The organism is Agrobacterium sp. D14, assembly GCF_001526505.1.
Lineage (GTDB): Bacteria > Pseudomonadota > Alphaproteobacteria > Rhizobiales > Rhizobiaceae > Agrobacterium > Agrobacterium leguminum.
This window is the reverse complement of the sequence record NZ_ASXX01000068.1, coordinates 260,245-284,972: the sequence shown is the minus strand read 5'-3', so window position 1 is coordinate 284,972 and position 24,728 is coordinate 260,245. Positions and strand designations below refer to the sequence as shown.

General features: G+C 59.0%; 19 protein-coding genes and 1 pseudogene. 11 read left to right on the top strand and 9 right to left on the bottom strand.

Annotated elements, in window-relative coordinates:
* Positions 1-8: 8 nt before the first annotated feature.
* From L901_RS25725 to L901_RS25695, 7 genes are all read right to left on the bottom strand, one after another.
* Complete coding sequence (locus L901_RS25725) at positions 9-1,664, bottom strand: ABC transporter substrate-binding protein (protein ID WP_059761218.1); 1,656 nt, start codon at positions 1,662-1,664, stop codon at positions 9-11.
* Between the two features lie 336 nt (positions 1,665-2,000).
* Positions 2,001-4,406: a molybdopterin guanine dinucleotide-containing S/N-oxide reductase gene (locus tag L901_RS25720; protein ID WP_059761216.1), complete on the bottom strand. Its 2,406-nt coding sequence runs from the start codon at positions 4,404-4,406 to the stop codon at positions 2,001-2,003.
* A gap of 38 nt (positions 4,407-4,444) precedes the next feature.
* Positions 4,445-5,821, bottom strand: coding sequence for an FAD-binding oxidoreductase (locus L901_RS25715; RefSeq protein ID WP_035262724.1), 1,377 nt, complete (start codon positions 5,819-5,821; stop codon positions 4,445-4,447).
* A gap of 114 nt (positions 5,822-5,935) precedes the next feature.
* On the bottom strand, positions 5,936-6,538 hold the full coding sequence (locus tag L901_RS25710) for a 2-hydroxychromene-2-carboxylate isomerase (RefSeq protein WP_020812386.1): 603 nt from the start codon (positions 6,536-6,538) through the stop codon (positions 5,936-5,938).
* A 12-nt stretch (positions 6,539-6,550) separates the two neighbouring features.
* A complete protein-coding gene (locus tag L901_RS25705) occupies positions 6,551-7,120 on the bottom strand; it encodes a TetR/AcrR family transcriptional regulator (protein ID WP_020812385.1) in 570 nt (189 codons plus the stop codon).
* A 49-nt stretch (positions 7,121-7,169) separates the two neighbouring features.
* On the bottom strand, positions 7,170-8,198 hold the full coding sequence (locus L901_RS25700) for a ketopantoate reductase family protein (RefSeq protein WP_020812384.1): 1,029 nt from the start codon (positions 8,196-8,198) through the stop codon (positions 7,170-7,172).
* 308 nt (positions 8,199-8,506) lie between these two features.
* Positions 8,507-9,349 carry an NADPH-dependent oxidoreductase gene (locus L901_RS25695; RefSeq protein ID WP_059761214.1) on the bottom strand — a complete coding sequence of 281 codons (843 nt, stop codon included), beginning with the start codon at positions 9,347-9,349 and terminating at the stop codon, positions 8,507-8,509.
* Positions 9,350-9,746: 397 nt separating this feature from the next.
* Here L901_RS25695 and L901_RS25690 point away from each other — a divergent pair, with 397 nt between their 5' ends.
* Both L901_RS25690 and L901_RS25685 read left to right on the top strand, forming a co-directional pair.
* Entirely contained in the window at positions 9,747-11,354 is a 1,608-nt protein-coding gene (locus tag L901_RS25690; protein ID WP_059761212.1) for an ABC transporter substrate-binding protein, read from the top strand.
* Positions 11,355-11,395: 41 nt separating this feature from the next.
* Complete coding sequence (locus L901_RS25685; RefSeq protein WP_059761211.1) at positions 11,396-12,487, top strand: rhodanese-like domain-containing protein; 1,092 nt, start codon at positions 11,396-11,398, stop codon at positions 12,485-12,487.
* A gap of 59 nt (positions 12,488-12,546) precedes the next feature.
* On the opposite strand, the gene L901_RS25680 is transcribed toward L901_RS25685, so the two are convergent.
* A complete protein-coding gene (locus L901_RS25680) occupies positions 12,547-13,797 on the bottom strand; it encodes an MFS transporter (RefSeq protein ID WP_059761209.1) in 1,251 nt (416 codons plus the stop codon).
* Between the two features lie 91 nt (positions 13,798-13,888).
* Between L901_RS25680 and L901_RS25675 the strand changes: the two genes are divergently transcribed.
* From L901_RS25675 to L901_RS25640, 8 genes are all read left to right on the top strand, one after another.
* The gene (locus tag L901_RS25675; RefSeq protein WP_059761206.1) at positions 13,889-14,746 is read left to right on the top strand and encodes a LysR family transcriptional regulator; all 858 of its coding nucleotides are present in this window, start codon (positions 13,889-13,891) and stop codon (positions 14,744-14,746) included.
* Positions 14,747-14,838: 92 nt separating this feature from the next.
* Positions 14,839-15,546 carry a GntR family transcriptional regulator gene (locus tag L901_RS25670; RefSeq protein WP_020812378.1) on the top strand — a complete coding sequence of 236 codons (708 nt, stop codon included), beginning with the start codon at positions 14,839-14,841 and terminating at the stop codon, positions 15,544-15,546.
* Positions 15,547-15,855: 309 nt separating this feature from the next.
* The gene (locus tag L901_RS25665; protein WP_245289701.1) at positions 15,856-17,178 is read left to right on the top strand and encodes an ABC transporter substrate-binding protein; all 1,323 of its coding nucleotides are present in this window, start codon (positions 15,856-15,858) and stop codon (positions 17,176-17,178) included.
* A 195-nt stretch (positions 17,179-17,373) separates the two neighbouring features.
* Positions 17,374-18,267 carry a carbohydrate ABC transporter permease gene (locus L901_RS25660; RefSeq protein WP_082710833.1) on the top strand — a complete coding sequence of 298 codons (894 nt, stop codon included), beginning with the start codon at positions 17,374-17,376 and terminating at the stop codon, positions 18,265-18,267.
* 17 nt (positions 18,268-18,284) lie between these two features.
* Complete coding sequence (locus L901_RS25655) at positions 18,285-19,118, top strand: carbohydrate ABC transporter permease (RefSeq protein WP_059761202.1); 834 nt, start codon at positions 18,285-18,287, stop codon at positions 19,116-19,118.
* 4 nt (positions 19,119-19,122) lie between these two features.
* Positions 19,123-20,190: an ABC transporter ATP-binding protein gene (locus L901_RS25650; RefSeq protein ID WP_059761200.1), complete on the top strand. Its 1,068-nt coding sequence runs from the start codon at positions 19,123-19,125 to the stop codon at positions 20,188-20,190.
* A gap of 25 nt (positions 20,191-20,215) precedes the next feature.
* Positions 20,216-21,169 (top strand): phosphoglycerate dehydrogenase, encoded by a 954-nt coding sequence (locus tag L901_RS25645; protein WP_020812372.1) that lies wholly within the window; start codon positions 20,216-20,218, stop codon positions 21,167-21,169.
* Between the two features lie 64 nt (positions 21,170-21,233).
* Positions 21,234-22,157, top strand: coding sequence for a dihydrodipicolinate synthase family protein (locus L901_RS25640; protein ID WP_059761198.1), 924 nt, complete (start codon positions 21,234-21,236; stop codon positions 22,155-22,157).
* 67 nt (positions 22,158-22,224) lie between these two features.
* Here L901_RS25640 and L901_RS27960 read toward each other — a convergent pair.
* Positions 22,225-23,357, bottom strand: a pseudogene (locus L901_RS27960) (ROK family protein).
* A 292-nt stretch (positions 23,358-23,649) separates the two neighbouring features.
* Between L901_RS27960 and L901_RS25630 the strand changes: the two are divergent.
* The gene (locus L901_RS25630) at positions 23,650-24,642 is read left to right on the top strand and encodes an ABC transporter substrate-binding protein (RefSeq protein WP_059761196.1); all 993 of its coding nucleotides are present in this window, start codon (positions 23,650-23,652) and stop codon (positions 24,640-24,642) included.
* Positions 24,643-24,728 lie beyond the last annotated feature (86 nt).

The following is a 24,728-nucleotide window of genomic DNA, read 5'->3' as shown; positions in this document are numbered from 1 at the left end:
TGCTGGCCTCATTCGGCAATGAACGCTGTGTAATAGCTGGCGTAAGCGACACCATTGTAGACTTCGCCCTTCAGCTTCGGCGACTGCACGTAAATGCGCTGAACGATCTGCGTGCGCGGTATGAAGTAGCCCTGTTCCAGCAGATATTTCTGCAGGCTGTCCAGAAGCGGCTTTCGGTCTTCGACGGAACCTGCGCCGGCGATTTTGTCGCGCAGATCGTTGAGCGTCGCATCGCGCTCATCGAGCGCAAACCAGTTCTCGCCATTGTTGGCGTTGGTCAGGATGCTGGCGACGGTGCCGGCGTCGATGAAGCTGCGCGTGACTTCATATGCGGGAACTGCGGCGCCGCCGAATTTGACCTTCTCGCCGTAGGTCACGACATCATAAGCCCTGATGTTGACCTTCCATCCGAGCCGGCCGAGCTGCTGGGCAATCAGCTCATCGACGGATTTCGAGGTTGCCAGATAAGGATTGGAATGGATCGTCAATTCCAGCGGCTTGCCGTCTTTTACCCGAACGCCGTCAGCGCCCTTGACCCATCCGGCTTCGTCCAGAAGCTTCTCCGCCTTGTCCGGATTATAGGCGAGGAGATCGCTGTGATCCGTAGCGCCGGGGACGTTGCTCTGGATGAACGACGTCGCAAGCTTCCAGTCCTGCGTATAGACGGTGTCGATGATTTCCTGACGGTTGATGCCTGCCTGGAGCGCCTGACGCACCTTCACGTCATCATAGGGTTGAAGCTTGGTGTTGACCGCCCAGCCGTTGACGAAGCCGAGATAACGCGGGGTCGCGACGGTGAAACCTTCCTCCTTGAGCGATTTCAGCTCCTGGGGCGAGGCATTGTAGGCGACGTCCGCCTGACCGGACTGAACGGAAGCGACGCGGAGGGATGGTTCCGAAACCAGCTTGTAGGTGATGGTATCGAGATAGGCGGGTCCGGTGTGGCCGACTGCGGCCGGACCCCAATTATAGTCCTTGCGCTTGACCAGAGTGACATGGTCGCCCTCTTTCCAGGACTCCACTACGTAAGGTCCGCTGCCGGCGGTCTTGCTGAGGTCGGCCTGCTGGCCGGCAGGCTGGGCGATGCTCTTGGGAGAGATCAGGATGGAGCCGTGATAGCCAAGGGTTGGAATGAAACCGAGCGTGGGCTTCTTGAAGAATACCTTGACCGTCGTGGCATCGACCGCTTCGGCGTGATCGTAGGTCTTGGGGAAGAGGCCGATCGGATTGATCCCCTCGCTCTTGCGGCCGGCATACCAGATGTCGAGATTGGCGACGACGGCCTTCGCGTCCAGCGGTTCGCCATCCGAGAAAGTCACCCCGCTCTTCAAGTGAAGGGTGAATTCCGTTGCGGTGTCGTTCTGCTCCCAGCGTTCGGCGATCCATGAGCTGACTTTACCTTCCGCATCGACGTAAAGCAGCTTGTCCGTCACATGCCCCCAGATGTGGCCCTGGAAACTGGAGATGGCGCTGTTGTTTGGGATCCAGGTGTCGCCCAGTGAATCGATCAGAAATGTGATGTCACCGCCATCGCGCGGCGTATCCGCCGCCAATGCGCTCAGAGGTGCCGCTGTCGATAAAAACAGCGAGGCGGAGACTGCCAGAGAGGCCGTGAAAAGCAGCCGGCGACGCGACAGGGAGAATGAGAAAGAACGTCTTGTCATGATATGATCCTGAAAAATTCAAAGTTTTTTCGTTGCAATTTCGGCATCTCCTGCGGACGCACATGCGGCCGCCGTCATTGGCAACAGGCATGTCAAACCGGTGCCGCGTCGGCCTTTCAGCCGAGCGGGAGAATGCTTGAATTCATTGGGCAGTCGGGTTGGGCGTCGCGAGGGTTAGCGAGCGGCTCGTGGGAGTTCGCTTGGCTGAGGAGCGCGCCCGCTTCTACATATTCCAGTCATGACGCGGTCCCTCGTTGCGTGTTTATCTTGCCCATAAACTAGCAGCCGGGCGTGAGGGAGAAAGACTGGTTATTCTTTTTCTATCGATTTAGTGAATTATTTTATCGCCATTTTGCCGACTGTTTGGATTGGCGTTTCAGACGCCCTTGAATTGCCGTCTCGTTCCGGCGTTCGATGATGGCCTGGCGACGAAGACGCTTTGTTACGCGGCGTAAATGTCATGGCTTCGAAAACCCTGACGGGCGGCAAGTCGCCGGTGAAAAGCTCGATCTCCACCTTGGCGATCTGGCCGGTCGAACCCTGCGACAGTTTCGAAGTGCCGATGTCGCGGGTCAGGATATTGGGATTGCCATGGATGCAGATGGAATTGTCCACCGCGGCATCCTGTGGCTCGAACCATGCGCCGGTGGCAAGCTGCATCACGCCCGGCATGACGTCTTCACTGATGACGGCGCCAGCGAGACAGCTGCCGCGCGCATTAAAAAGCCTGACGACATCGCCGTCAGCTATTCCGCGGGCCGAAGCGTCGGCCGGATGGATACGGACGGGCTCCCGATCCCTGATCTTGGTCGAACGGCTGAAATCGCCATAGTCCAGCTGGCTGTGCAGACGTTGATACGGCTGATTGCAGACAAGATGCAGGGGATGGAGGCGGGCATCATCGGGCGTCTCCATTCTTGGCGGATACCAGCGCGGATGACCTTTGCAGTCATCATATCCGAAGCTCTCGACAGTCTCGGAAAAGATTTCGATTTTTCCTGACGGTGTCGCCAGCGGCTTCGTCCCGGAGTCGTGAAGGAAAGCGCGCGCCGGGCCACCGTCGTCTGGCTTGACTGGAAGGAGCAGTTCTCCCCGCTTCCAGAAGGTCTCAAAGTCCGGTGCGTCGTGGCCGCCCGCCGCAAGCGCTTGACGGGTCGTTTCGTACAGGAAGGCGAGCCATTCTCCGCTGCTGCGGTTTTCGGTAAAGGCATCGAACCTGCCAAGTTCCCGCGCAATCCCGGCGAATATCTCATAATCGTCGCGTGCCTCGCCGACGGGGTCGATCAGCCGCTTCATGGCGATCATCAGGGGATCGCGATCGGCAGCGCCGATGTCGTCACGCTCAAGCGTGGTCGTGGCGGGCAGCACGATATCGGCATGTCGAGCGGTGGAGGTCCAGGCGGATTCGTGGACGATGATCGTTTCGGGACGTCTGAAAGCCGCCCGCAGCCGGTTGATATCCTGATGATGGTGAAATGGATTGCCGCCCGCCCAATAGACAAGCCGGATATCGGGATAACGAAGCACGTGCCCGTTGTAATGGAACTCGGCACCGGGATTGAGCAGCATATCGGCGATGCGTGCACAGGGAATATAGTCCGGCACGGGGTTTTTGAATTGCTGGAGCGTTGGCAAGGGAACGGCGAGCAGGTTCTTGCCGATATTGCCCAACGCGCCGAGGGAATAGGAAAATCCGCCGCCGTCCAATCCGATCTGGCCGAGCATGGCGGCAAGGACGATGCCCATCCACACCGGCTGTTCGCCATAATCGGCCCGCTGAAGCGAGTGACTGACCGTGATCAGGGTTCTCGAACCGGCCATCCTGCGCGCCAGCTTGCGGATCGTTTCCGGGGCGATGTTGCAGATCGCGGCCGCCCATTCGGGGCTTTTGTGCTGGCCGTCCTCCCTGCCAAGAAGATAGTTTTCGAACCGGTCATATCCAACCGTATAACGCTCCAGAAACCTCCGGTCGTGCAGTCCTTCCGTGACGAGGACGTGCGCAAGCCCGAGCATCATCGCCACGTCCGTACCGGGAGTAATAGGAAGCCACTCGGCACCCGCATCAGCGGGAAAATCGTCCGCCAGGGGGCTGACGAATGTGAAATGCGCACCGCGAGCGCTCGCGCCGGCCAGTTTCTGCCGAACGGTGTGCGTGCTGATCCCTCCGCCGTGGACATCGGCATTCTTGATCGCCATCCCACCGAAGGCAAGCACCAGCTCGCTGCTGCGTTCGATCGCATCCCAGGTCACGCTCTTGCGGTCGAAGCTGTCATACGGTCCAAGCACATGGGGAATTATGACCATGGCGGCGCCGGAACTATAGGTGTTGACGGACCGGACATATCCGCCAAGGACATTCAAGAAGCGGTGAATCTGGCTCTGTGCATGATGAAACCGGCCGGCGCTCGACCAGCCATAAGAGCCGCCGAATACCGCGCTCGGACCATGACGGTCATAGACCCGTCTCAGCTCATCGGCGACCAGCTTCGTCGCTTCGGTCCAGCTGACCTCGACGTAATCGTCAGCGCCGCGTCGCTGCGCGTGGCCGGTCTCGCGTTCAAGCCAGCCACGCCGGACGGCAGGCCGTCTGATGCGAACGGGGCTGTCGGCAATCGCCGGAAGATTGCCCAGCAGCGGTGATGGATGCGGGTCGCCGGGATGGGGCTCGATCTCCAGTCGCCCATTTGCAAGCCGTCCGGAGAATGCCCCCCAGTGGGAACTGTGAGTTTTGAAGGAATTCATCGCATGGCCTCACGATCATCGACTGCAAAGTGGCAATTCTAGTTCGGCAGGATTTTCCCGGGATTCATAATGCCGGCAGGATCGACCGCATGTTTGATGAGCGCCATCAGATCGACCGCCTCGCCATGTTCCTCGCGCAGATAAGCGATCTTCCCAGTGCCGACGCCGTGTTCTCCGGTCGAGGTGCCGCCGACAGACAGCGCATATCGCACCATCTTCTTGTTGATCGCCGCCACTTCGCCGAGCTCTTCCGCATTGCCGGGATCGACCGCGAAGACGACATGATAATTGCCGTCGCCGACATGGCCGAGGATAGCCGCCGGTACGCTGCAATCCTTTAGAAGTTCGCGGGTCTTCAATATGCAGTTGCTGAGCTGCGAGACCGGAACACAGACATCCGATGACCAGCCTTTGGCGTTTGGCCTCTGCGATACGACGGCATAAAACGCATTATGCCTCGCTTTCCAGAGACGATTGCGCTCTTCAGGCGCATTGGCCCACTCGAAATCCTTGCCGCCATGTTCTTCCACGATGGCGGATACCATGTCGACCTGCTCCTGAACGCCGGCGGGCGAGCCATGAAACTCGAAAGCCAACGTATCCTCGATCTTCAGGTCCAACCCGGAATAGGCGTTGACCGCCCTGATCAGGCCACGGTCCATAAGCTCCATGCGGGCGACCGGGATGCCAAGCTGCACGACCTGAATGGCAGCCGCCACAGCCTGCTCGACGCTCTCGAAAGAGCAGAGCGCGGCCGAGATGGTTTCCGGAATTCCGTAGAGACGCAGCGTTACTTCGGTGATGATCCCCAGCGTTCCTTCCGAGCCCACGAACAGCCGCGTCAGGTCATATCCGGCGGAAGATTTTCTGGCGCGGCCGCCGGTTCTGATAATCTGACCGGTCGGCAGCACCACGGTCAGCCCGAGCACGTTTTCCCGCATCGTTCCGTAGCGGACGGCATTGGTGCCCGAAGCGCGGGTTGCGGCCATGCCGCCAATCGAGGCGTTCGCGCCGGGATCGATGGGAAAGAACAATCCCATGTCGCGCAGATATGTGTTCAACTGCTCCCGCGTGACACCGGCCTCAACCGTGCAATCCAGATCGTCAATGCTGATACGGGCTATCTTCGACATGCGCGAAAGGTCGATCGAGACCCCGCCATTGAGAGCCGTCAAATGCCCCTCAAGCGAAGTGCCGGCGCCGAAAGCGATGACGGGCACCCCCTCCGCCGCACATAGCCGCACGATCTCGGATACCTCAGACGTGGTTTCGGCGAAAGCGACCGCATCGGGAAACACGGCTGCATGATGCGCTTCGCCGCGCCCATGCTGCTCGCGCAGTGTCAGTGACGTTGAAAGACGCTCCCCGAGGAGGTTCCGCAGCGATTGGATAAGAGGAGGTGAGAGGTCAGGCATGAGAAGATTCCATGGGAACCTGGCAGCAGAATGCTGCGACAGACTTCAAACATTGAAAGCGAAGCGCCCCGCCCGGTAAAACGCCGGGATTGTCTCCGCCTTCTTGCGGCGATATCAGGCGGCGAGCTTTTCGCCCCTGAGATGACGCTCGAGAAACGGAAGGCTGTCCTGTCCCCAGTAGAGTTCATCCTGATAGCGATAGGTCGGCACCCCGAACACACCGGCTGTCCTCGCCGCTTCGAAGCTGGCCTTTTGCAATGCTGCAACCGCATCGCTTTGGCCGTGCTCATCGAGGGCTGCAGCATCAAAGCCTGCGGCTGTCGCAATTGCCCGGCGGACGTCCGCCTTGCCGATGTCTTCACCGCGAACCCAGAAGGCTTCCTGAAGCGCAACTGCCAGCTTCAGCCAGTCCTCGCCGGTTTCGACGGCCGCGGCAACCATCAGGCCTGCCGGTGCGGGATCCGAGAGCGCGGCGCGATTGTCGAAATTCAGCACTTTTCCGCGCAATGCCGCCCAGCGCTTCAGATCCCTGATCCAGTAGGCGCGTCTGGCCTCCGGCCGGTTTCGCGAATAAATGCCGCCATTTTCCTCGATCAGCGGAATGACATGAGGGCGGATCGTGGCGCCCTGTTCTTTCGCCAGCGCAGCAAACGGTTCAAGACCGATGAAGGCCCAAGGAGAGCCGATGCTGAAAAAATAATCGATCGTCTTTGTCATTGTCTGCTGCTTTCAGTTGGGTTGATCGTTGGAGGCGGCCGTGTCGAAGACGGAGAGCGCACAGTCACGCGCAATCAGCACTGCTTTGGGATCGCGCCCGACGGCGACGGTCGCTAAGGCCCCTTCGTAGAGAAGCGAAAGATGGGCGGCGGCAATCTCCACGGTGCTGCCGGCTCTTGCCAGAACAGCGGCAAACACGTCCCTGACCTTCGCCTTATGGGCGCGCGCGACGACCACGACGCGCTCGGATTCGCCATGTTCCGCAACCGCAAGAGCGAAGGCGCAGCCGCGAAAATCCGGGCTGTCGGCCTTTTCGTGGAGCTGCTCGAAGATCAACCGGATCTGCTCTTTCGGAGCCATGTCCGCATCCAGCACTTTCTGAAGCGAATAAATCACGCGCTCATGACGCGCTTCCAGATAGGCCGCAACGAGGTGATCCTTCGACGGGAAATGCCGGTAGAGCGTCGCCTTCGCAACATTCGCTTCTTCGATGATCCGATCTATGCCGACAGCCCGGATGCCCTCGCGATAGAAGAGCGTGCCGGCGGCGGCGAGGATATGGTCTGATATGGCTTCTCGCATTATCGTTTCACACTGTCGTTTCAAAAGTCGCACTGCTACAGGCCGCCGGTCATGAAGAAGCGACGGGATTGGCATGCGCCGTCCGGTCCGGGGCGGCGATGAGAGACGTGATTGCATCGAGTGGCAGCGGCTTTGAAAACCCGCCCTGATGCGCCAGTTTTCCGGCAAGCGTTTGAACGGCTTCGTTATAGGGCGTCGGAACATTGTGAAGCCGGCCCAGCAGAACGATTTCGCCGTTGAGGAAATCCACTTCGCTCGAGGCTCCGCGCCTGAAACTCTGCCAGGTCGATTGCTGGCCCGGATGAATTCCGCTGTTCGGCGCAACCCGCCAGTTCGAAATGTCGACGGTTCGCTCGGAGGGCGAGGCAAGGGTGTAGCCTGCCGCTTCCAGCACATGGCGGGCCTCATCCACCAGAGCGGCGCTGATCCTGTCGTTCAGATCGGCCGAACCGTCGAAAAGTTCGAGGACGTTGCGAACGTTGTGAAGGAGCTTCGCTGCTTTCCAGCGGCGGATATCGTCGCTTGCCTCGGCAAGATATCCTGCCCTGTTCAGGTCCGCCGTGACCTGCGCGGTCACGGCATCCTGTCCAAGCGGAAAGCGCCCGACTGTCACGATGCCCAATTGCGGCTCGCCGCCCACCACCACCTTGCCGGTTTCGGTGAACCGCGCCGGTGTCAGAATGCTTGCACCATAGACCCGGGCAAATGTTCTCAGGGCATTCGCTTCTGTCGCCAGTCCGTTTTGAAAAGTGACGATAGGCAGATTTGCCGCTGCCGGTGTCGTCGCGTTCGAGACGCTTTGCCAGGACCAGAAGGCGAGCGCGCTTACGGCATCCTGAGCTTTCACCGTGAGCAGGAGGATATCGTCCGGCGTCAATTCCGGAAGATCCGTCAGGTCGAAAACCTTCAGATCGATCTGCCGCGTCTCCGCCGGGCGCTGGAAGGTGAGGCCGTGCTGCCTGATATGGCTTATTTGGGCGCCCCGCCCGAAAAGCGCATAATCAATGCCGGAAAGTGCGAACTGCGCTGCAAGGCTCGCGCCCACCGCGCCGGCGCCAATGATAACGTAACGTGGCATCTGTCGTTTCTCGTCCTGTCTTTTACACTCCGGATTTTCCGGAGGATTTCGGTTATTGATTGGTTCGGCGGTCTGTGCGGGCGGCGATTGAGGACGGTGGCGGGATGCGGTTCAGAAGCAGTCTGGAACGGATCGTAAGGCCTTCGAGAGGCATAAAGGAAGACCGGTCATTCTATATCTACTAATTTTATAGAAAATCAGTTCCCGAAATCGGCGATTTCGGGAGAGATTGCGCTGCCCCTGGCCGGCGCGTCGCATTGCCGAGCCGGAGGCGCCTCTGCGTTCAATACCGTCAGCCGCAACGGAGTTTATTTGATGCCGAAACCGAGGCGACGCAATGTCTGGCTCAGTTCCGCGCGACCCTTCAGCGCGGCGGCGTTCTCCACACGCTGGGCGATGGGCGCCGTCCAGCCGTTTTGCGGCAGGCCCTGTTTTTCCTGAAACACCTTCAGGACCTCATCGTAAGAATTGAGATCGTCGCGCGCCGGTTCCGAATAGGTTTCATGAAACAGAATGGATGATTGCGACAGGCGCGGTTTGACATCGGTTTTCACCGCCGGGTCGGGATAGCCGACCGTCAGGCCAAAGACGGCAACCGTCTCGGGGGGAAGGTTCAGTTCGCGGGACACGTCCTCCGGTCTGTTGCGGATACCGCCCACATAGCAGGAGCCAAGACCGAGTGAATCAATTGCGGCAACAGCATTCTGCGCTGCCAGCGCCGCATCGATGGCGCCGATCAGGAAACTTTCCAGATAATCCAGCCCTTCGCCTTTGTTTCCCTGGTTTGAAGCGACCGTGCGCAGCCGCTTCAGGTCGATAAGCCAGATGAGGAAAACAGGTGCATCCTTTATATGGGCGTTGCCGCCAGTGAAGCCCGCCAGACGTGCCTTGCGCTCCTTGTCCTGAACCGCCACCACGCTCCACGCCTGAAGATTGGACGATGTCGGTGCAGATTGCGCGGCTGCGACCAGAAGTTCCAGGCTGCCCTGTGGCAGAGCTTTCGGCAGATAGGCGCGGGCGGTGCGGTGGTTCAGCAAGGCGTCGATGGTGTCGTTCCAGAAAGGCGGAGAAAAATCGGTCTGCGTTCCATAGCGGGCTTCAACACGCTGCTGCGGTATTTCCAGTTTGGTAATCGGACTGGTCAGGTTCATCGCTAAGAAACTCCGTAATGCTGGTGATGGACCGCAGGGCCCATGGCGGGGATTGGAAAGCCTGTGAGATGTATCATTTGATATGCTTCACCGACCCATCTGCCGAGCAATGTCCTACTCAATCCCGATTTTTCAGTGAAACAACATTTCCACGGGAATTCAAAACGAAACGCCAGTGCGATTTCCTCTCATTCGCCATCGGCCGCAGGGAAGCAACGAGGATTTGGGCAAAATGGATAATTCGGCACAAATTTTGGCGCGTGTTTGCATGCGTTCTGAAATAAAATTCTGCAAGAAATGTTTTCTTTGGCGGCAAAGAAGAATTTTCTTCTTATGGAAACCCTGATTTGCCCTGATCCTTTCGTCATCGAAACGACGTTTTCAAACGGGGATTTTCATGACGATTGGACGCCGCCAGTTCAACAGGATGCTTCTTCTGGCAACGGCAGGAACGACCCTGCCGGGGTCGCTATTCGCAGCGAATGGCGACGCGGGCCGGCCCGTCTCCGGCGGCACGCTCAGGCTGCTCTATCGTGTCGATCCCGGCAACGCGCTTTTTGCCATCAACACCTCATCGGGGACCGGACAGGCAATCGGCCCGAAGATCGTTGAAGGTCTTCTGACATTCGATTTCGACCTGAAGCCGCAACCGCTGCTGGCAACGGAATGGTCCGTTTCGGATGACCATCTTCGTTATACGTTCAAACTTCGCCCAAATGTGAAATGGCACGATGGTCGGGACTTCACCTCGGAAGACGTCGCGTTTTCGATTTTCCGTCTGAAGGAAGCCCATCCGCGCGGCCGCATCACCTATCAGAACGTCGAGGCGGTGGAGACGCCGGATCCCCTGACCGCCATTATCGTGCTGTCCAAACCGGCGCCATTTCTGATTGCCGCGCAATCGAGTTCGGAATCGCCGATCGTGCCCAAGCATATTTTCGAAAAGCTGAAACCAGCCGATGGCCAGACATTGCAGACCGCGATTGGCACCGGCCCTTTCAGGCTGACGGAGTGGACGCCGGGCAGCCATCTGATCTTCGAACGAAATCCCGACTATTGGGATGCCGGCAAACCTTATCTCGATCGCATCATCCTGCGCATCATCACCGACCCGGCCGCGCGGGCGGTGGCGCTGGAAACGGGAGAAGTGGATATTGGCGACAACCCGGTGCCGCTGGCGGATCTAGAGCGATTGAAGCAGAATCCAGATCTCGTTCTGGATACGAACACCTATGCTTATGCGGGCCCGCAGCAGCAGCTGTTTTTCAATTACGATAACGAAGTCTTCCGCAAGAAAGACGTCCGTCTGGCCATTGCGAAGGCGATCAATCTCGATGAAATCGTCAATGTGGCGCTCTTCGGTTATGCGCAGATTTCGCCGAGCCCGGTCAGCACCGCCCTGCCGAACTGGTATGATGCGTCCGTCAAGGCCCATGCCTATGATCCCCGGGAAGCGGAAAAATTGCTCGATGCGGCGGGATATCCCCGCAAGGACGACGGCAAGCGTTTTCCGGTGCGGTTGACATATAATTCCTATCTGACGCCCGGCTTTGCCGATGTCCTTCGCAGCCAGCTTGAAAAGATCGGCATCGCTGTCGAAATCCGCAAATACGACCTGCCGACCTATCTGAAGACGGTCTACACGGACCGCGCCTTTGATCTGGTGGTGGAATCCCTTTCCAACACCTTCGATCCGTCGCTTGGCATCCAGCGCGCTTACTGGAGCAAGAATTTCAAGATCGGGCTGCCCTTTTCCAACGCGGCCAACTACGCCAATCCGGAGGCGGATGAGCTTCTCGAGGCGGCGGCGATCGAGCCCGATCCGAAAAAGCGCTGGGTGACCTGGAGCAGGTTCCAGCATCTCATCCATGACGACGTCGCCTCGGTCGATCTTGTGGCGGCGGGAAGCCAGATCGTGGCGCACAGGCGCGTCCGGAACTACGTCACCGGCGCGCAGGGGCTGAACTGGAGTTTCGGCGATCTATGGCTCGATCCGACCGCTTGAAACCCGATGTGAAAAACCAGAATTTGTCAGGAGGATATGCAATGTCCGTAAATGCCGTAACCAAAGACCGTCTCATCGAGTGGCTGACAGATGGCAAGGAACTTGCCGTTCTCGACATTCGCCCCGCAGACGAGGTGGGGTACGCTTCTCCATTGTTTGCGACCAACCTTCCGGCCGAAAGGCTGGATGCGGAGATCGACCGCTTCATTCCGCGTCCTGTCGTGCGTACCGTTCTGGTGGACGATGGCAAGGGAAGCGCGGAGCAGGCGGCGGAACGGCTGGCCGCCAGAGGCTGGAGCGATATTCATTTTCTGCGGGGTGGAATTCCGGCATGGATCGACGGCGGCGTCGACGCCCTGCCGACATTCGATATTCCCGGCGTTCCTTTCGTCCAGAAGGTCCGGGGTGAAAAGAACACGCCCGTGGTTTTCGCCCGTGAACTGAAGGCGTGGCAGGAAGCCGGCGAAGATGTTGTCGTCATCGACACCCGCACCATAGCGGAATATGAAAAGGCGCATGTGCCGGGCGCCATCGGCGTACCCGGGGCCGAGCTTCTGCTGCGGTTTTCCGACCTCGTGCCATCGCCCAAAACACGGGTTGTCGTCTCCTGCGCGGGCCTTCCCCGTGCTATCCTCGGCGCGCAGACCTTGATCGACGCCGGTGTTGAAAACGATGTCAGCTATTTGCACGATGGCACGCGCGGCTGGACGGATGACGGGTTTGAGCTGGAAACGGGGCGCTCGCAGATATATCCGTCCGCCAGCGACGACGCGAAAAATATCGCTAAGGCGCGTCTGGAGGCGTTTTCCCGCGATGACGGGCTGCAGTTCATCGATCGCGCCACGGCCGAGACATGGCTGCGGGACACGGCGCGAACGACCTATTTTCTCGACGTCAGAACACCGGAAGAATTCGCGGCCTCCCACCTTAAAGGTTCGATTTCTTCGGAAGGCGGCCAGCTTCTCGGTGTCGCCTATCGCACCATTGCCGTGCGCGGCGCCCGGGTCATTCTGGTGGATGACCTGCTGGGCGCCCGCGCGAGGGTCGTTGCCCATTGGCTGAAACGCCGGGGCTTTGAAATCGCTCTTCACGTTCACGACTTCGAGCAGGGTGCCGAGGCGGCAGCCGCATAGGTTTTCCTGAAGGCTACCGGCACTTTTACGTCTGCGATTGCCGCCGCGCCTATCCCGTTTCATGAAGAGCCGATCTGAGCTTTCGGCAGGCGCGGCGATGAGATTGTGAGGGGCAGGGCTGTTACGACCACCGGCACGATCAGTGCGAACCATGCTGCTCCGTAGCCAAGATGATCGACCAGAAGGCCGAATATATAGGGGCCGATTGCCATGACACCCAGGCAGATCGTGGAAGCGAAGGCAATCGTCGACGCTATCGACCCTTTCGGTGCGCTTTCGGCGATCTGAAGAAGATATAGTGGAAACCACCCGATCCCGAATATTCCCAGCACGACAAGCACAATGGGGATAATCGGCGTCGGGGTGCCGATGGGCAGAGCCGCGAGGATTGCGGCAGCGCCTGCGGCAATGACGGATACCAGGCCGAAGGATTGCGTGCGAAGGCCGGGCCGGAAGCGGTCGCTGAGCCATGGCAGCAAAATCCGGCCAGGAATGCCCGCAAGCTGCGTTGCGGCAAACATGGACGATGCGGCAAAAAGGCCAAGCCCCAATCCATCCGCCATGAAGCCGATGACGTGTGCGGTGAGGGTGAATTGAAATGCCGACATGGCGATACCAAGCCGTAATACGGGCCAGAAGCTCGGATTCTGCCCGACCTCGCGGGCGAGTCTTGCCAGGGGAAGCGGGCGCTCGGTTTTTGCGGCCACATCGCCTCCCTCGCGATAGAGACCCCAGAAGAGTGCGGCGCCCATGACGGAAACACCGGCGCAGAGCCATGCTGCCGCATGCCATCCGTAACGAACCGCCAGGAACGGGAGGAGGGCGGCCGCGATCATCGTTCCGAAAGGAACCGCGGCCTGCCGAAACCCTGTCGCTATGCCGCGTTTGGCAGGCGGGAACCAGCGCATGATCGCCCGCGTGCCGCCCGGTTGGACAGCGGCATAGGTGCCGCCCAGAAACGCGATGCACAAAAGCAGCGCCGGCAGGCTGTTTGCGAATGCCGCCGCGCAGGCCATCGCAAGCGCCATGCCAAGCATGGCAATGCCGACAATGCGGCGCTCGCCGTGAATATCGATGGCGCGGCCGAGCGTGAACATCGTCACGATCTGCACACCGTTCATGACGGTCACGGCCAGTGATGCGGATGCGAGGGAGATGCCGAATGCTTCCCGCCAGAAGGGCACGAGGATGTAAATCCCCTGCGATACGAACGAGCCGGCGGTTTGCGTTGCGACGGCGACGGCAAGGACTGCCCAGATCCGGCGGTTGGCGGCTGGCGTGGGCGAGGTCGAGGAAATCTGTGAAGACACGAAAAGCTCCTATCGAGAGTTTTCGTGCAATAGCGCTCGCGAGGACCCGATAGAATTAGGGGCTTGCGCATTTCAGCGATAACAGCTTGTTATGCAAAACATGCGCTCATTGGATCCCGAGGCCGTCGAGGCTTTTCTTCTCGTTGCCGAATTGCAGTCGTTCACACGGGTTGCAGGCGTGATGAACACGTCACAGGCGGCGATATCGCTGCGCCTGCGCAGGCTTGAGGACATGCTGGGGCATCGTCTCGTCGAACGGACGCCGCGCCGCGTGCGTTTGACGGCGTCCGGCGAACGTTTTCTGGAGCCCGCGCGGGCTTATGTCGCGGCCGGCCGTCGTGCGCTCGATGTCTTTGGGCAGGAGCCGACCCGTCTCGCGATTGGTTTCACGCATCATTTGATCGGGGCCGACCTGCCCCGGATACTCCGGGTGATCAGCGAGCGTGAGACGAGCGTTACACTTCATCTGCGCACGGCCGGCACCAGGACCCTGCTTGAACTCTACGATGCCGGCGCGCTCGATGCGATCGTCGTGTTGCGGCATGACGATATCCGCCGCGATGGCGAGTTGCTGTTTCAGGAAAGCTTCGGCTGGTACTGCAGCGCGGATTTCGATCTGCCTTCGAACCTGCCGGTACCGCTGGTGCTTCAACCGGAGCCCTGCAATTTGCGAGCCATGGCCCTTCGGGCGCTGGAGGCGGCGGACATTGCCTGGCGTGAGGTGTTCGTCGGAACCGGGGCAACGGCGGTGGGAGCGGCTGCCGAAGCCGGGATCGGCGTCGCACTGCTGGCGCGAAGTGTAGCGCCTGCCGGTCTGCGGGAGGTGAGGGACGGCCTGCTTCCACAGCTTTCAAAACTGGACGTGGTGATGATTTCCGCGGTCACCGGCGATCACGCGAACGCCGTGCTGCGACGGATCACGCGGGCATTTCAGTCCCCTCGAGCCTGAATGGCCTATTTTCGAATTTCATCTTCGACCGTGATTGAATCTCATTGGCAACCTTACTAACATGTTAGATACATGCATTGGAGGTTCGCTCATTGGTAGAGAAAAAGAAAAAGGATGGCCGTAGCCTGAGAAATGCGGAGGGGCACGTCAATCAGAGAGACCGCGCCTATTCCAGTTTCACGGAGCACCTTCTTTCCCGCCAGCTTCGCCCCGGACAATTTGTTTCGCAACGGCAATTGGTCGAGCTTACCCAGTTGCCGCTTGCGGCGATCCGTGAGCTGATCCCGCGTCTTGAGGCCGAAGGGCTGCTGGTGACGGTTCCGCAGCGTGGCATGCAGATCGCCCAGGTCGATCTCAATCTGGTGCAGGATGCATTTCAGGTCAGGCTGTTTCTGGAAAAGGAGGCGGTTCAGATATTTGCGAGGCTGGTTAGCGATGAGACGCTGGAGGCCATCCGACAGGAACATCTGGATATCATCGATGCCTGCAATGCCGAGCCGGACGCCAATCACGTCTCCAGAGCCCTTGTGGACAGGGCGCAGGAGCTGGATTCCCGATTTCACCACGGGATGATCGATTCCCTGCAGAATTCGATCCTCACCAATATCTACCGTGTGAACGCCATAAAAATCCGGCTGATCCGCCAGGCACATACGCAGCTCAATCCTCCGCTCGTCCTGCCCACGATGTACGATCACCTGAACCTTCTCGATGCGATTGCCTCACGCGATCCGGCCGCTGCAGCCGCCGCGATGGAGCAGCATATTCACAATGCCAAAAACCGCGCGATCGCACGGTAGCGGCTCTTCTGGCGGGCCTTTCGGGCCGTTTCCCTACGCTTGGGGCAGCCACGCCAGAGCGTGACGTCCAATGAAACCGCTGCCGAATGCATAAGGGCGCCGCAGGTGAATGTCACTATCAATCATAGTAACATGTTAGCTATTGCGGCAGTGAAATTTTCCTGCTAGCTTCCGTCTGTCTTGAGGGAGGAGATGCGGTCGCGCAGCAAATCCGCGCCGACCGGGAGGGAGAGGTATGCGCCCGCATTCTCATCCGGGGGCGATACGTCATTGAGGAAAATAACCGAGATTTGGGAGGATATGATTGACATGAAATTTTTCAGAAACAGTCTGGCGGCGGCGTCAAAAATGGCAGCCCTTGCATCATGCGTCGTTTTTACCGGTTCGATTGCGGGAGCCGCCGATTTCAACTGGCGTTCACAGGAAGGCCAGACAATAAATGTTCTGTTCACGAACCATCCCTGGCCGAATGCCATCAAGGATATGACCAGTGAATTCACGGAAAAGACCGGCATCAAGGTTCGCGTCGAGATTCTCAACGAAGACCCGATCCGCGCACGTCTGTCGACGCTCATGCAGGCGAGGTCATCCGATGTCGATGCCTTCATTTCGCTGAAAATCCGTGAGGGCGCGGTCTACAACAAGGCTGGCTGGTATGCCGATCTCAACCCGTTGCTGAAGGATGCAAGCCTGACCTCGCCGGATTTCAATTTCGAGGATTTCGGCGAGGGGCTGCGCAAGAACGAGATTTTTGATGGCAAGCTGACCGGCGTGCCGATCAATGTCGAAGGTCCGCTGTTCTACTGGCGCAAGGATATTTTCGCCAAGTGCAATGTTCCGGAACCGCAATATCTCGAAGACATTCCCGCCGCTGCAAAAACAATCTCGGAATGCGACAAGTCGGTCAACGCCTGGACGGCGCGCGGCGTGCGCAATGCGATACCCTATCCGATGGCGTCTTTCGTCTTCAATCTTGGCGGCGACTTCAAGTCTGCGGACAAGACCAAGCCGGGTCTGTGCCAGGAAAAGACCATAGCCGGCCTGCAGATGTATGGCGATCTTCTGAAAACCTATGGCGCCGTCGGCGCTTCCAACCATTCCTTCCCGCAGGTCGTCGAGCTTCTCGGCCAGGGGAAGGTCGCCATGACGCATGAGTCCTCCAACGAATTCTCCAATATCGTCAAATTCCCCGGCCGTGCTGAAGATCTTGCTATCAAGGTGCTGCCGCCCGGCAAGGAAACCGGCATTTTCAAGCCCGTCGCCTTCGGCTGGGGTCTGTCGATGTCGAATTTCTCCAAACGCAAGGAGGCCACCTGGCTGTTCATGCAATGGGCGACGTCGCCGGAAATCGAGGCCCGTCTCATTCAGGCCGGTGTCGCGCCGCCACGCAGCTCGGTCTTTGACGGTGCGGATATGAAAAAATTCACCGACGAATTGCCGATCCGCAAGAGCTGGGCCGACGCCATCAGGCAGATTAGCAAGACCGGCACCGGCGACTACGCATCGCCGACCGACAAGGTGCCGCAGACCCGCGAGATCATCGGCAAGGTGGTTCAGGATTATCTGCTCGGCAACAATACGATCAAGGATGGCGCCTGCGAGGCGGACAAGGCCCTGTTCGCCCTGCAATAATTCGCCGGCTCCAGGAATTCCTCCCGGGAAATCCGGTTCCGTACTGCAAAGTCCGGAGCCGGATCCCCGGCGGGAAATATTGCTCTCCCCAATCGTTGCACAAGCCGCCGGTCAGTTTCACGGCGTGCGACCTGGCGCGGCTTGGGGCAAGCAATTGCAGACACAAATATCATTTTCATGAGGGATCCCCGTGTGATGACCGCTCCGATGCCTTCCCGCATCTCCGGCCCCGGCCAGACCGTTCTTTCCTTTCGCTGGATGATGGCGCCCGCCGTGGCATTCGTCGGCTTGATGATCGTTTTCCCCATTCTTTATGCGATCTGGATTTCGCTGCGCGAAAACTCGCTCGGCATGGATGATCGTTTCGTCGGTCTTGCGAATTATCTTGAGCTGCTTTCCGACGGGGAATTTCACAACGCCTTCATTCTGACATGGGTGCTTTATGGACTCGCGCTCGCCATGCAGATGGTGATCGGCACCTGGCTTGGTTTCACCCTCAACCGGGTGCGTAGCGCGCGCAATCTCGTTCGCACGGTGGCTGTCATGCCCTTCATGATGCCGCCGGTGGTCGTGGGCATGATGGCGATCGTCATTCTCGATCCGGCCGTCGGCGTCGCGAACTGGCTGCTCGGGGAGGTGGGGATTGGCCCGAGCCTCTGGCTCGCCGATCCCAAGTGGGTCCTTCTGACGGTTGCCGCCGTCGACACATGGCAATGGTCGCCGCTGATCGGACTTCTGGTTCTGGGCGGCCTTCAGTCCCTGCCGACGAAGGTGTTCGAGGCGGCGGAGATCGATGGCGTGATCGGCTGGAAGAGGCTCGTTCACATCACCCTGCCGTTGCTTGCGCCGACGCTCCTGTCCGCCGCGATCCTGCGGTCGGTCGATCTGCTGCGTTTCTTCGACGTGATCTACATCACAACGCGCGGCGGGCCGGGCAATGCGTCGACCACGCTCAATATCTATGCCTACCAGCAGGGCTTCGAGTTTTCCCGTTTCGGCTACGCCTCGGCCGGCATGATCACGCTCGCGGCCGTCGTCATGGTCACCGTCGTCGCCTTTTCCCGGCTGCGACAGGCCGTCACCTGGTAAATCGAGGAGGAATTTTCATGCACGAACACGAGGCATACCAGCCTTCCCTTGCCGAAAGACTGCGCGGCGGTCTGAGCACCGCCATTCTGGTCATCGCCGCGATCACCCCGATCCTCTGGATGATCCTGTCGTCCTTCAAGGATCGTTACGAGGTGACGAAGCTGCCGCCGAGCCTCTTTTTCACGCCCACCCTGGACAATTACCGGCAGCTTTTCGAGCGCACGGAATTTCTGTCCAATACGCTGAATTCGCTCATCGTTTCGACCGGCGCGACGTTGCTCGGCCTCCTGCTCGCATTTCCGGCGGCCTTTGCGGTCTCCTGGCATCGCACCACATGGCCCGCGACACTGGCGCTGTTTTCACGCATGGCGCCGGGCACGCTGTTCCTGCTGCCCTGGTTCATCATCTTTTCCGAACTCGGGCTTGTCGGTTCCTACACGGTGTTGATCCTCACCCATGCCGTCATCGCCATGCCGGTCGCCCTGTGGACGATGCTGCCCTATTTCGACGCCATGCCGCGCGAACTGGTGGAAGCCGCCCAGATGGACGGTTGCCGTCCGCTGTCGGTGCTCTGGCGCATCGTTCTTCCGGTGGTCATGCCCGGCGTGGTGGTGTCATCCATTCTCTGCTTCATCTTCACCTGGAACTATTTCTTGTTCGCTCTGGCGCTCTCCGGCTTCGACACCAAGACCGCCATCGTCGCGTCGTTCAATTTCATCGGCGAGGGCGTCACCAACTGGGGTGCGCTGATGGCCGCCGCAACCATGATCGCTCTTCCGCCGCTCATTCTTACCCTGCTCGTCCAGCGCCGCCTTGTCGCGGGCCTGTCCGCAGGGGCAGTCAAAGGATAATTCCATGGCCACTCTTTCCATTCAGAACGTCGTCAAGGCTTACGGCGCGCACCTTGTCATCCATGGCCTCTCCTTCGATATTGTCGATGGCGAGTTCATTGTCTTCGTCGGTCCTTCCGGCTGCGGAAAATCGACGCTGCTGCGCATGATTGCCGGCCTGGAGAATTTTCAGGAGGGTTCGATCTCCATTGACGGAGCGGTCGTCAACAGGCTTCGTCCCTGGGAGCGGGATGTGGCGATGGTGTTTCAGGAATATGCGCTTTATCCGCATATGACCGTGGAAAAGAACATTGGCTTTGCCCTGCGGATGAACGGTGTGCCGGAGGCGCAGGTGAAGCAGCGCGTCGAAGACGTGTCGCGCACCCTGCAGCTTACCCATCTGCTGAAGCGACGCCCGCGCGAGCTTTCCGGTGGCCAGCGCCAGCGTGTGGCGATGGGGCGCGCCATGGTGCGCGGACCGAAGGTTTTTCTCTTCGATGAGCCGCTCTCCAATCTCGACGCCCAGCTGCGTGTCGATCTGCGTGCGGAAATCAAGCAGCTTCACCAGCGGCTCGGCAGCACCATGATCTATGTCACCCACGATCAGGTGGAAGCCATGACCATGGCCGACCGTATCGTCGTGCTGAAGGACGGTCACATCCAGCAGATCGGTGCGCCGCAGGAGCTTTACCGCAACCCGAGAACCCGTTTCGTCGCCGGTTTTATCGGTGCGCCGGCCATGAATTTCCTGCCCGTGCAGCTTTCGAAGGGGGTCGCAACCCTGCCGGATGGCACGCGCATCCCCGTTTCGGTCGAACGCCGGGATTATGAAGGTGCTGCGGAACTCGGCGTGCGGCCAGAACATCTTTCGCTGGATTCGGCCCATCGGGCTTCGTCTTCCGCCACGATTTCCGGTCCCGTTCAACTGATCGAACCATTGGGGGCCGACACGCTCGCCTTGCTGGATATTGCCGGCAACCGGCTGAATTGCCGCCTGCCGGGCGATATGGCGCCTGCACCGGGCGAAATCCTGACCATGAGCTTCGATCCCGATCGCTGCGTTCTGTTCGATCAGGCCGGTGCACGTATTTAATTCCGATTTTCCGAGAGACACTGCAATGAGCAAGACCGTACTGGTAACGGCAACGAATTATTCCCGCTATTGCGCGGACGCCAAGGCGATGCTGGAGGCGGAAGGTATCGATGTCGTTGAAAACGGCTTCGGGCGGCCGATGACATTTGACGAATTATCGGCAAGACTTGGCGATGTCGATGCCGTTATCGCCGGTGTCGATACCTGGAACGACCGTGTTTTCGACCTTGCCCCGCGACTGAAGGCGATTGCGCGTTTTGGCGTCGGTGTCGATAATATCGATATCGATGCGGCCCACCGGCATGGCATCGCGGTGACGAATGCGCCGGGCGGCAATGCCAATGCGGTGGCCGAGCTGACGCTCGGGCTGATCCTTTCGGCAATGCGCCGGATACCCTATCTGCACGATGCCTTGCGCGGTGGCGCGTGGGACCGTTTCGTCGGGCAGGAACTGATCGGCCGCCGTGTCGGTCTCCTCGGTTTCGGTAACATCGCCCGCAAGATCGCGCGCAAGCTCTCCGGTTTCGATGTGGAGGTGATCGCTTACGACAAGTTTCCCGACCAGGCTGCCGCAACGAAGCTTGGCGTGCGGATGTGCGAGATGGATGAGGTGCTTTCGTCTTCCGACATTCTCGTGATGATGATGCCGAGCCTGCCGGAGACGCGCCGTCTCATGGATGCGGGCCGTTTTGCCCGGATGAAACCCGGCTCGATTTTCATAAACACGGCACGCGGCGCCCTTGTGGATGAGAAGGCGCTTTACGACGCCATCGTCAGCGGCCATCTTCAGGCAGCGGCGATCGATGTCTATGAGATGGAGCCTGCCTTGCCCGATAATCCGCTCTTCACCCTGCCGCAGATCGTCACCACGCCGCATACGGCCGCGGAAACCTATGAAACCTACACGTCTATCGGCCGGATTACCGCCGAGGCCGTGATCGATGTGCTCGCGAACCGCCAGCCACGCAACCAGCTCTGATCCACGCCGGCAAGGCTTCCGCATCGGAATGCCGGAACCACATATGTTTGACAGGACGAAAACAATGACCAAGCGTATCGAAGGCATCATTCCCGTGATGATTACCCCCTTCAGGGGCGACAAGATAGATTTCGAGGGCGTCGCCAATCTCGTGGAATGGTACATCGCCAATGGATCGGACGCGCTGTTTGCCGTTTGCCAGTCTTCTGAAATGATGTTCCTCACCCTTGAGGAGCGCGTGGAACTGGCTGCTTTTGTTAAGAAGGCCGCAGCCGGCCGCATTCCCGTCATTGCCTCGGGCCATATCAGCGAGACGCTTGAGGATCAGCAGAAAGAGCTCAATGCCATCGCGCAGACGGGTGTTGACGGCATGGTGCTTGTCACCAACCGGCTGGATGCCCGGCAGGAGGGCGGTTCGAAGTTTCTCGACGATCTCGGCTGGCTCCTGGAGCGTCTGCCTTCCGACCTGCCGCTTGGTCTCTACGAATGCCCGGCGCCCTATCGCCGTCTCATGACCGATGCCGAAATTTCCTTCTGCGCCAATAGCGGTCGCTTCGTTATCCTCAAGGATGTCTCCTGTGATCTTGAAACGGTCAAGCGGCGTGTAGCGCTCGCCGCGAATACGCCGCTCGCCATCGTCAACGCCAATGCGGCGATTGCATTCGACGCCATGAAAGCGGGATCGCGCGGTTTCACCGGGGTCTTCACCAATTTCCATCCCGATCTCTACAAATGGCTGCTGACGGAAGCCGGCCGGCAACCGGAACTGGCTGACGAGCTGTCGGTCTATCTGGCGCTCGCCGCCATGGCGGAGCCTATGGGCTATCCCAAACTGGCGAAGCTCTATCACCAGCGCCTCGGCACCATAAGCGACATCGAAAGCCGTGCGGTGACGTTCGATATTCAGGAGCGTTTCTGGGCGATAGAGGCTCTTCTGGACAAGATCATGCAGGGCACGGAGGAATTCCGGCGGCGCATATCCAGATAGCGGGTTCCCCTGTCATCAACAGGCAGACAAATGCGGAAAACAGTTCTGCCGGCCATGTCATGTCATGTCAGGCCCAGCCCTTCAGCGCCCGCCCGGAATAATAGCTGGGCGTGGTGGCGCGGTAGATCGGTATGCTGGCGGCGCCGAGATGAGGCAAGTCGCTCATGATCGATTTGCGTATTTCCGGCGGCTCGACGAAAAAATCCTCGCCGAGTATTTCCAGAGAACCGATACGCCGTACGATATGTTCGAGAATCCAGTCCGGCAGCGATCCACCGAAAATGATGGCTGCCGGATCCATCGTGCGGGCGACCGTCAGTGAAAGCAGACGAAGCTGATCGGTTGCCCGCTCCAGCCACGACACCACGGCGGGATGGTCGGCATAACTTTCATCAATGTCCTTCAGGCGTCGAATGCCGATGCCTTGAGCAGCCAGAGTGTCGCACAGGTCCTGTCCCGAGGGGCGGGGATGGGACTTCGGAAACAGCCCGCCGAACTCGCCGGCATTGCCATTTGTGCCGCGATAGAGATGGCGCTGCACCACCAGGGCGCCACCGATGCCATATGTCAGCCAGATCATTGCGAAATTGCGGATATTGCGGCCTGCACCGTAATAGAGTTCGGAAAGAATGACGGTATTGCCGTCATTTTCGTGAAAGACCGGGAAATCGAAATAGGGCTGGAAGTCCTTGTCGACGTCGATGTCGCGCCAGCTTTCGAACTGCTTGATGCGAAAGACATGGCGCGATCACGCTTGAAATGGCCGGGAAAGCTGATGCCGCAGCCCAGCACATCTTTCTTTCTTATCTTTGCTTTTTCAAGCACTTGTCGGGCGGCGGCCTCGGCCATCTCCATAATATGCTCGAAACTGTGCCCTTCCAGTTCCGATCTGATTTCCTGCCTTATCGTGCCGTTGAGATCGGCCACGCAGACACGCAGATCGTCTGGATTGAAGTAGACCCCCAGCGTGAAAAGCCCGTTCGGGTTGATTTCGATGGCGGTGGAGGGTTTCCCCCGTTTACCGTCATTGCGGGCCTCCTCCGCTTCGACGATGAGGCCGGATTCCAGGAGATTGGCCGTCAGGCGGGTAAGGGTCGGTGCGGAAACATCCATCTCCCGCGCCAGCTCGATACGCGACATGCCTCCCTTGCCGCGCAAAATCTCAAGCAGACGCCGCTCATTGTAGCCGAGATCGATCAAACAAGTCTCCCCGCGAGAAGTTACGCCGGATGATTAGCGCAAATCGTGCGATTGTACACCTCGTTTTGCCGGAAAACCTGCCGTTGAGATTGAAGGCGTGTAAGTGAAAATCATAAAAAATTATTTCTTTTCAATTGGATATTTTATTTTCGCATTCAAAATAAATTCCGGCTTGACTAATTAATTTACGTAAAGAAAATAAATAATAGACAGCGGGTGGCGACAGGCAAAATCAAAAAGAAATCATGTCGCAGGGCCGGTCTGTCAGGGAACAAAAAAACGGAGCCCCCTTATGCGTAAATCATGCACTATTTTCGCGCGCCTTTTTGCCGGCGCCACTTTTCTTGCCAGCGCGGCTTTCGCTCATGCCGAAGGTACCGTCGTGGTCTATTCCGCTGCCCCGCAGCAGCTTATGGACGAATTGCTGCCCATGTTCGAAAAGAAAACCGGCACCAAGGTCGAGCTTGTCAAAGCCGGGTCCGGCGAGCTGATGAACCGCATCAAGGCGGAAAGCGGCAAGGCGGCGGGCGATGTGATCTGGAGCGTTGACGGAACGGTCATCGATTTCTCCGCCGACCTTTTCGAGGCATACAAGCCGGTTGAGGCTGCGTCGATCAACCCTGCCTTCTCACCGAGCGCGAACTGGGTGCCTTTCACGGCTGTCGTCACGGCCTTTATCGTCAATAAGGAGGCCCTGAAAGGCGCTCCCGTTCCGACGTCCTGGGCCGATCTCGCAAAGCCGGAATATAAGGGCCTGATTTCGTCGGCCCGCGCCGACCAGTCCGGCTCGGCCTATATTCAGATGGCGACGGTATTGCAGGACTTCGACAGCGAGGAAAAAGGCTGGGAAATTTATACCGGCATTCTCGGCAACTCGGTTCTTTCCACCTCTTCAGGCGCGGTGCCGCGTTTCGTCAACGATGGCGAACAGGCCGTTGGCATTACGCTGGAAGATGCCGCGCTGCGCTACAAGCTCGGCAGCGCGCCGGTCGAAATCGTTTATCCGAAAGAGGGTACGGCAATCGCGCCTGACGGCATGGCGCTCGTGAAGGGAGCGCCGAATGCCGGCAATGGCAAGGCCTTCATCGATTTCATCGTCTCCAAGGAAGCGCAGGAAATCGTGGTGAAGGCGGGTCGTCGCTCGGTTCGAACCGATGTTCCCGCCAATCCGGCACTCGTTCCGCTGTCCGATGTTCCAGACGCGAAATACGATTTCAAATGGGCTGCGGACAACCGCGCGCGCCTGATGGAAAAGTGGAACGAGACATTGCTCGACGTTCAGTAAGATAATTGCCGGGGACGGCGCAGAAGCGGCCGTCCCCCTTTATCCCATTCACAATTCGCTTTTCGTTTGTCCAGCGTGGTCACCGG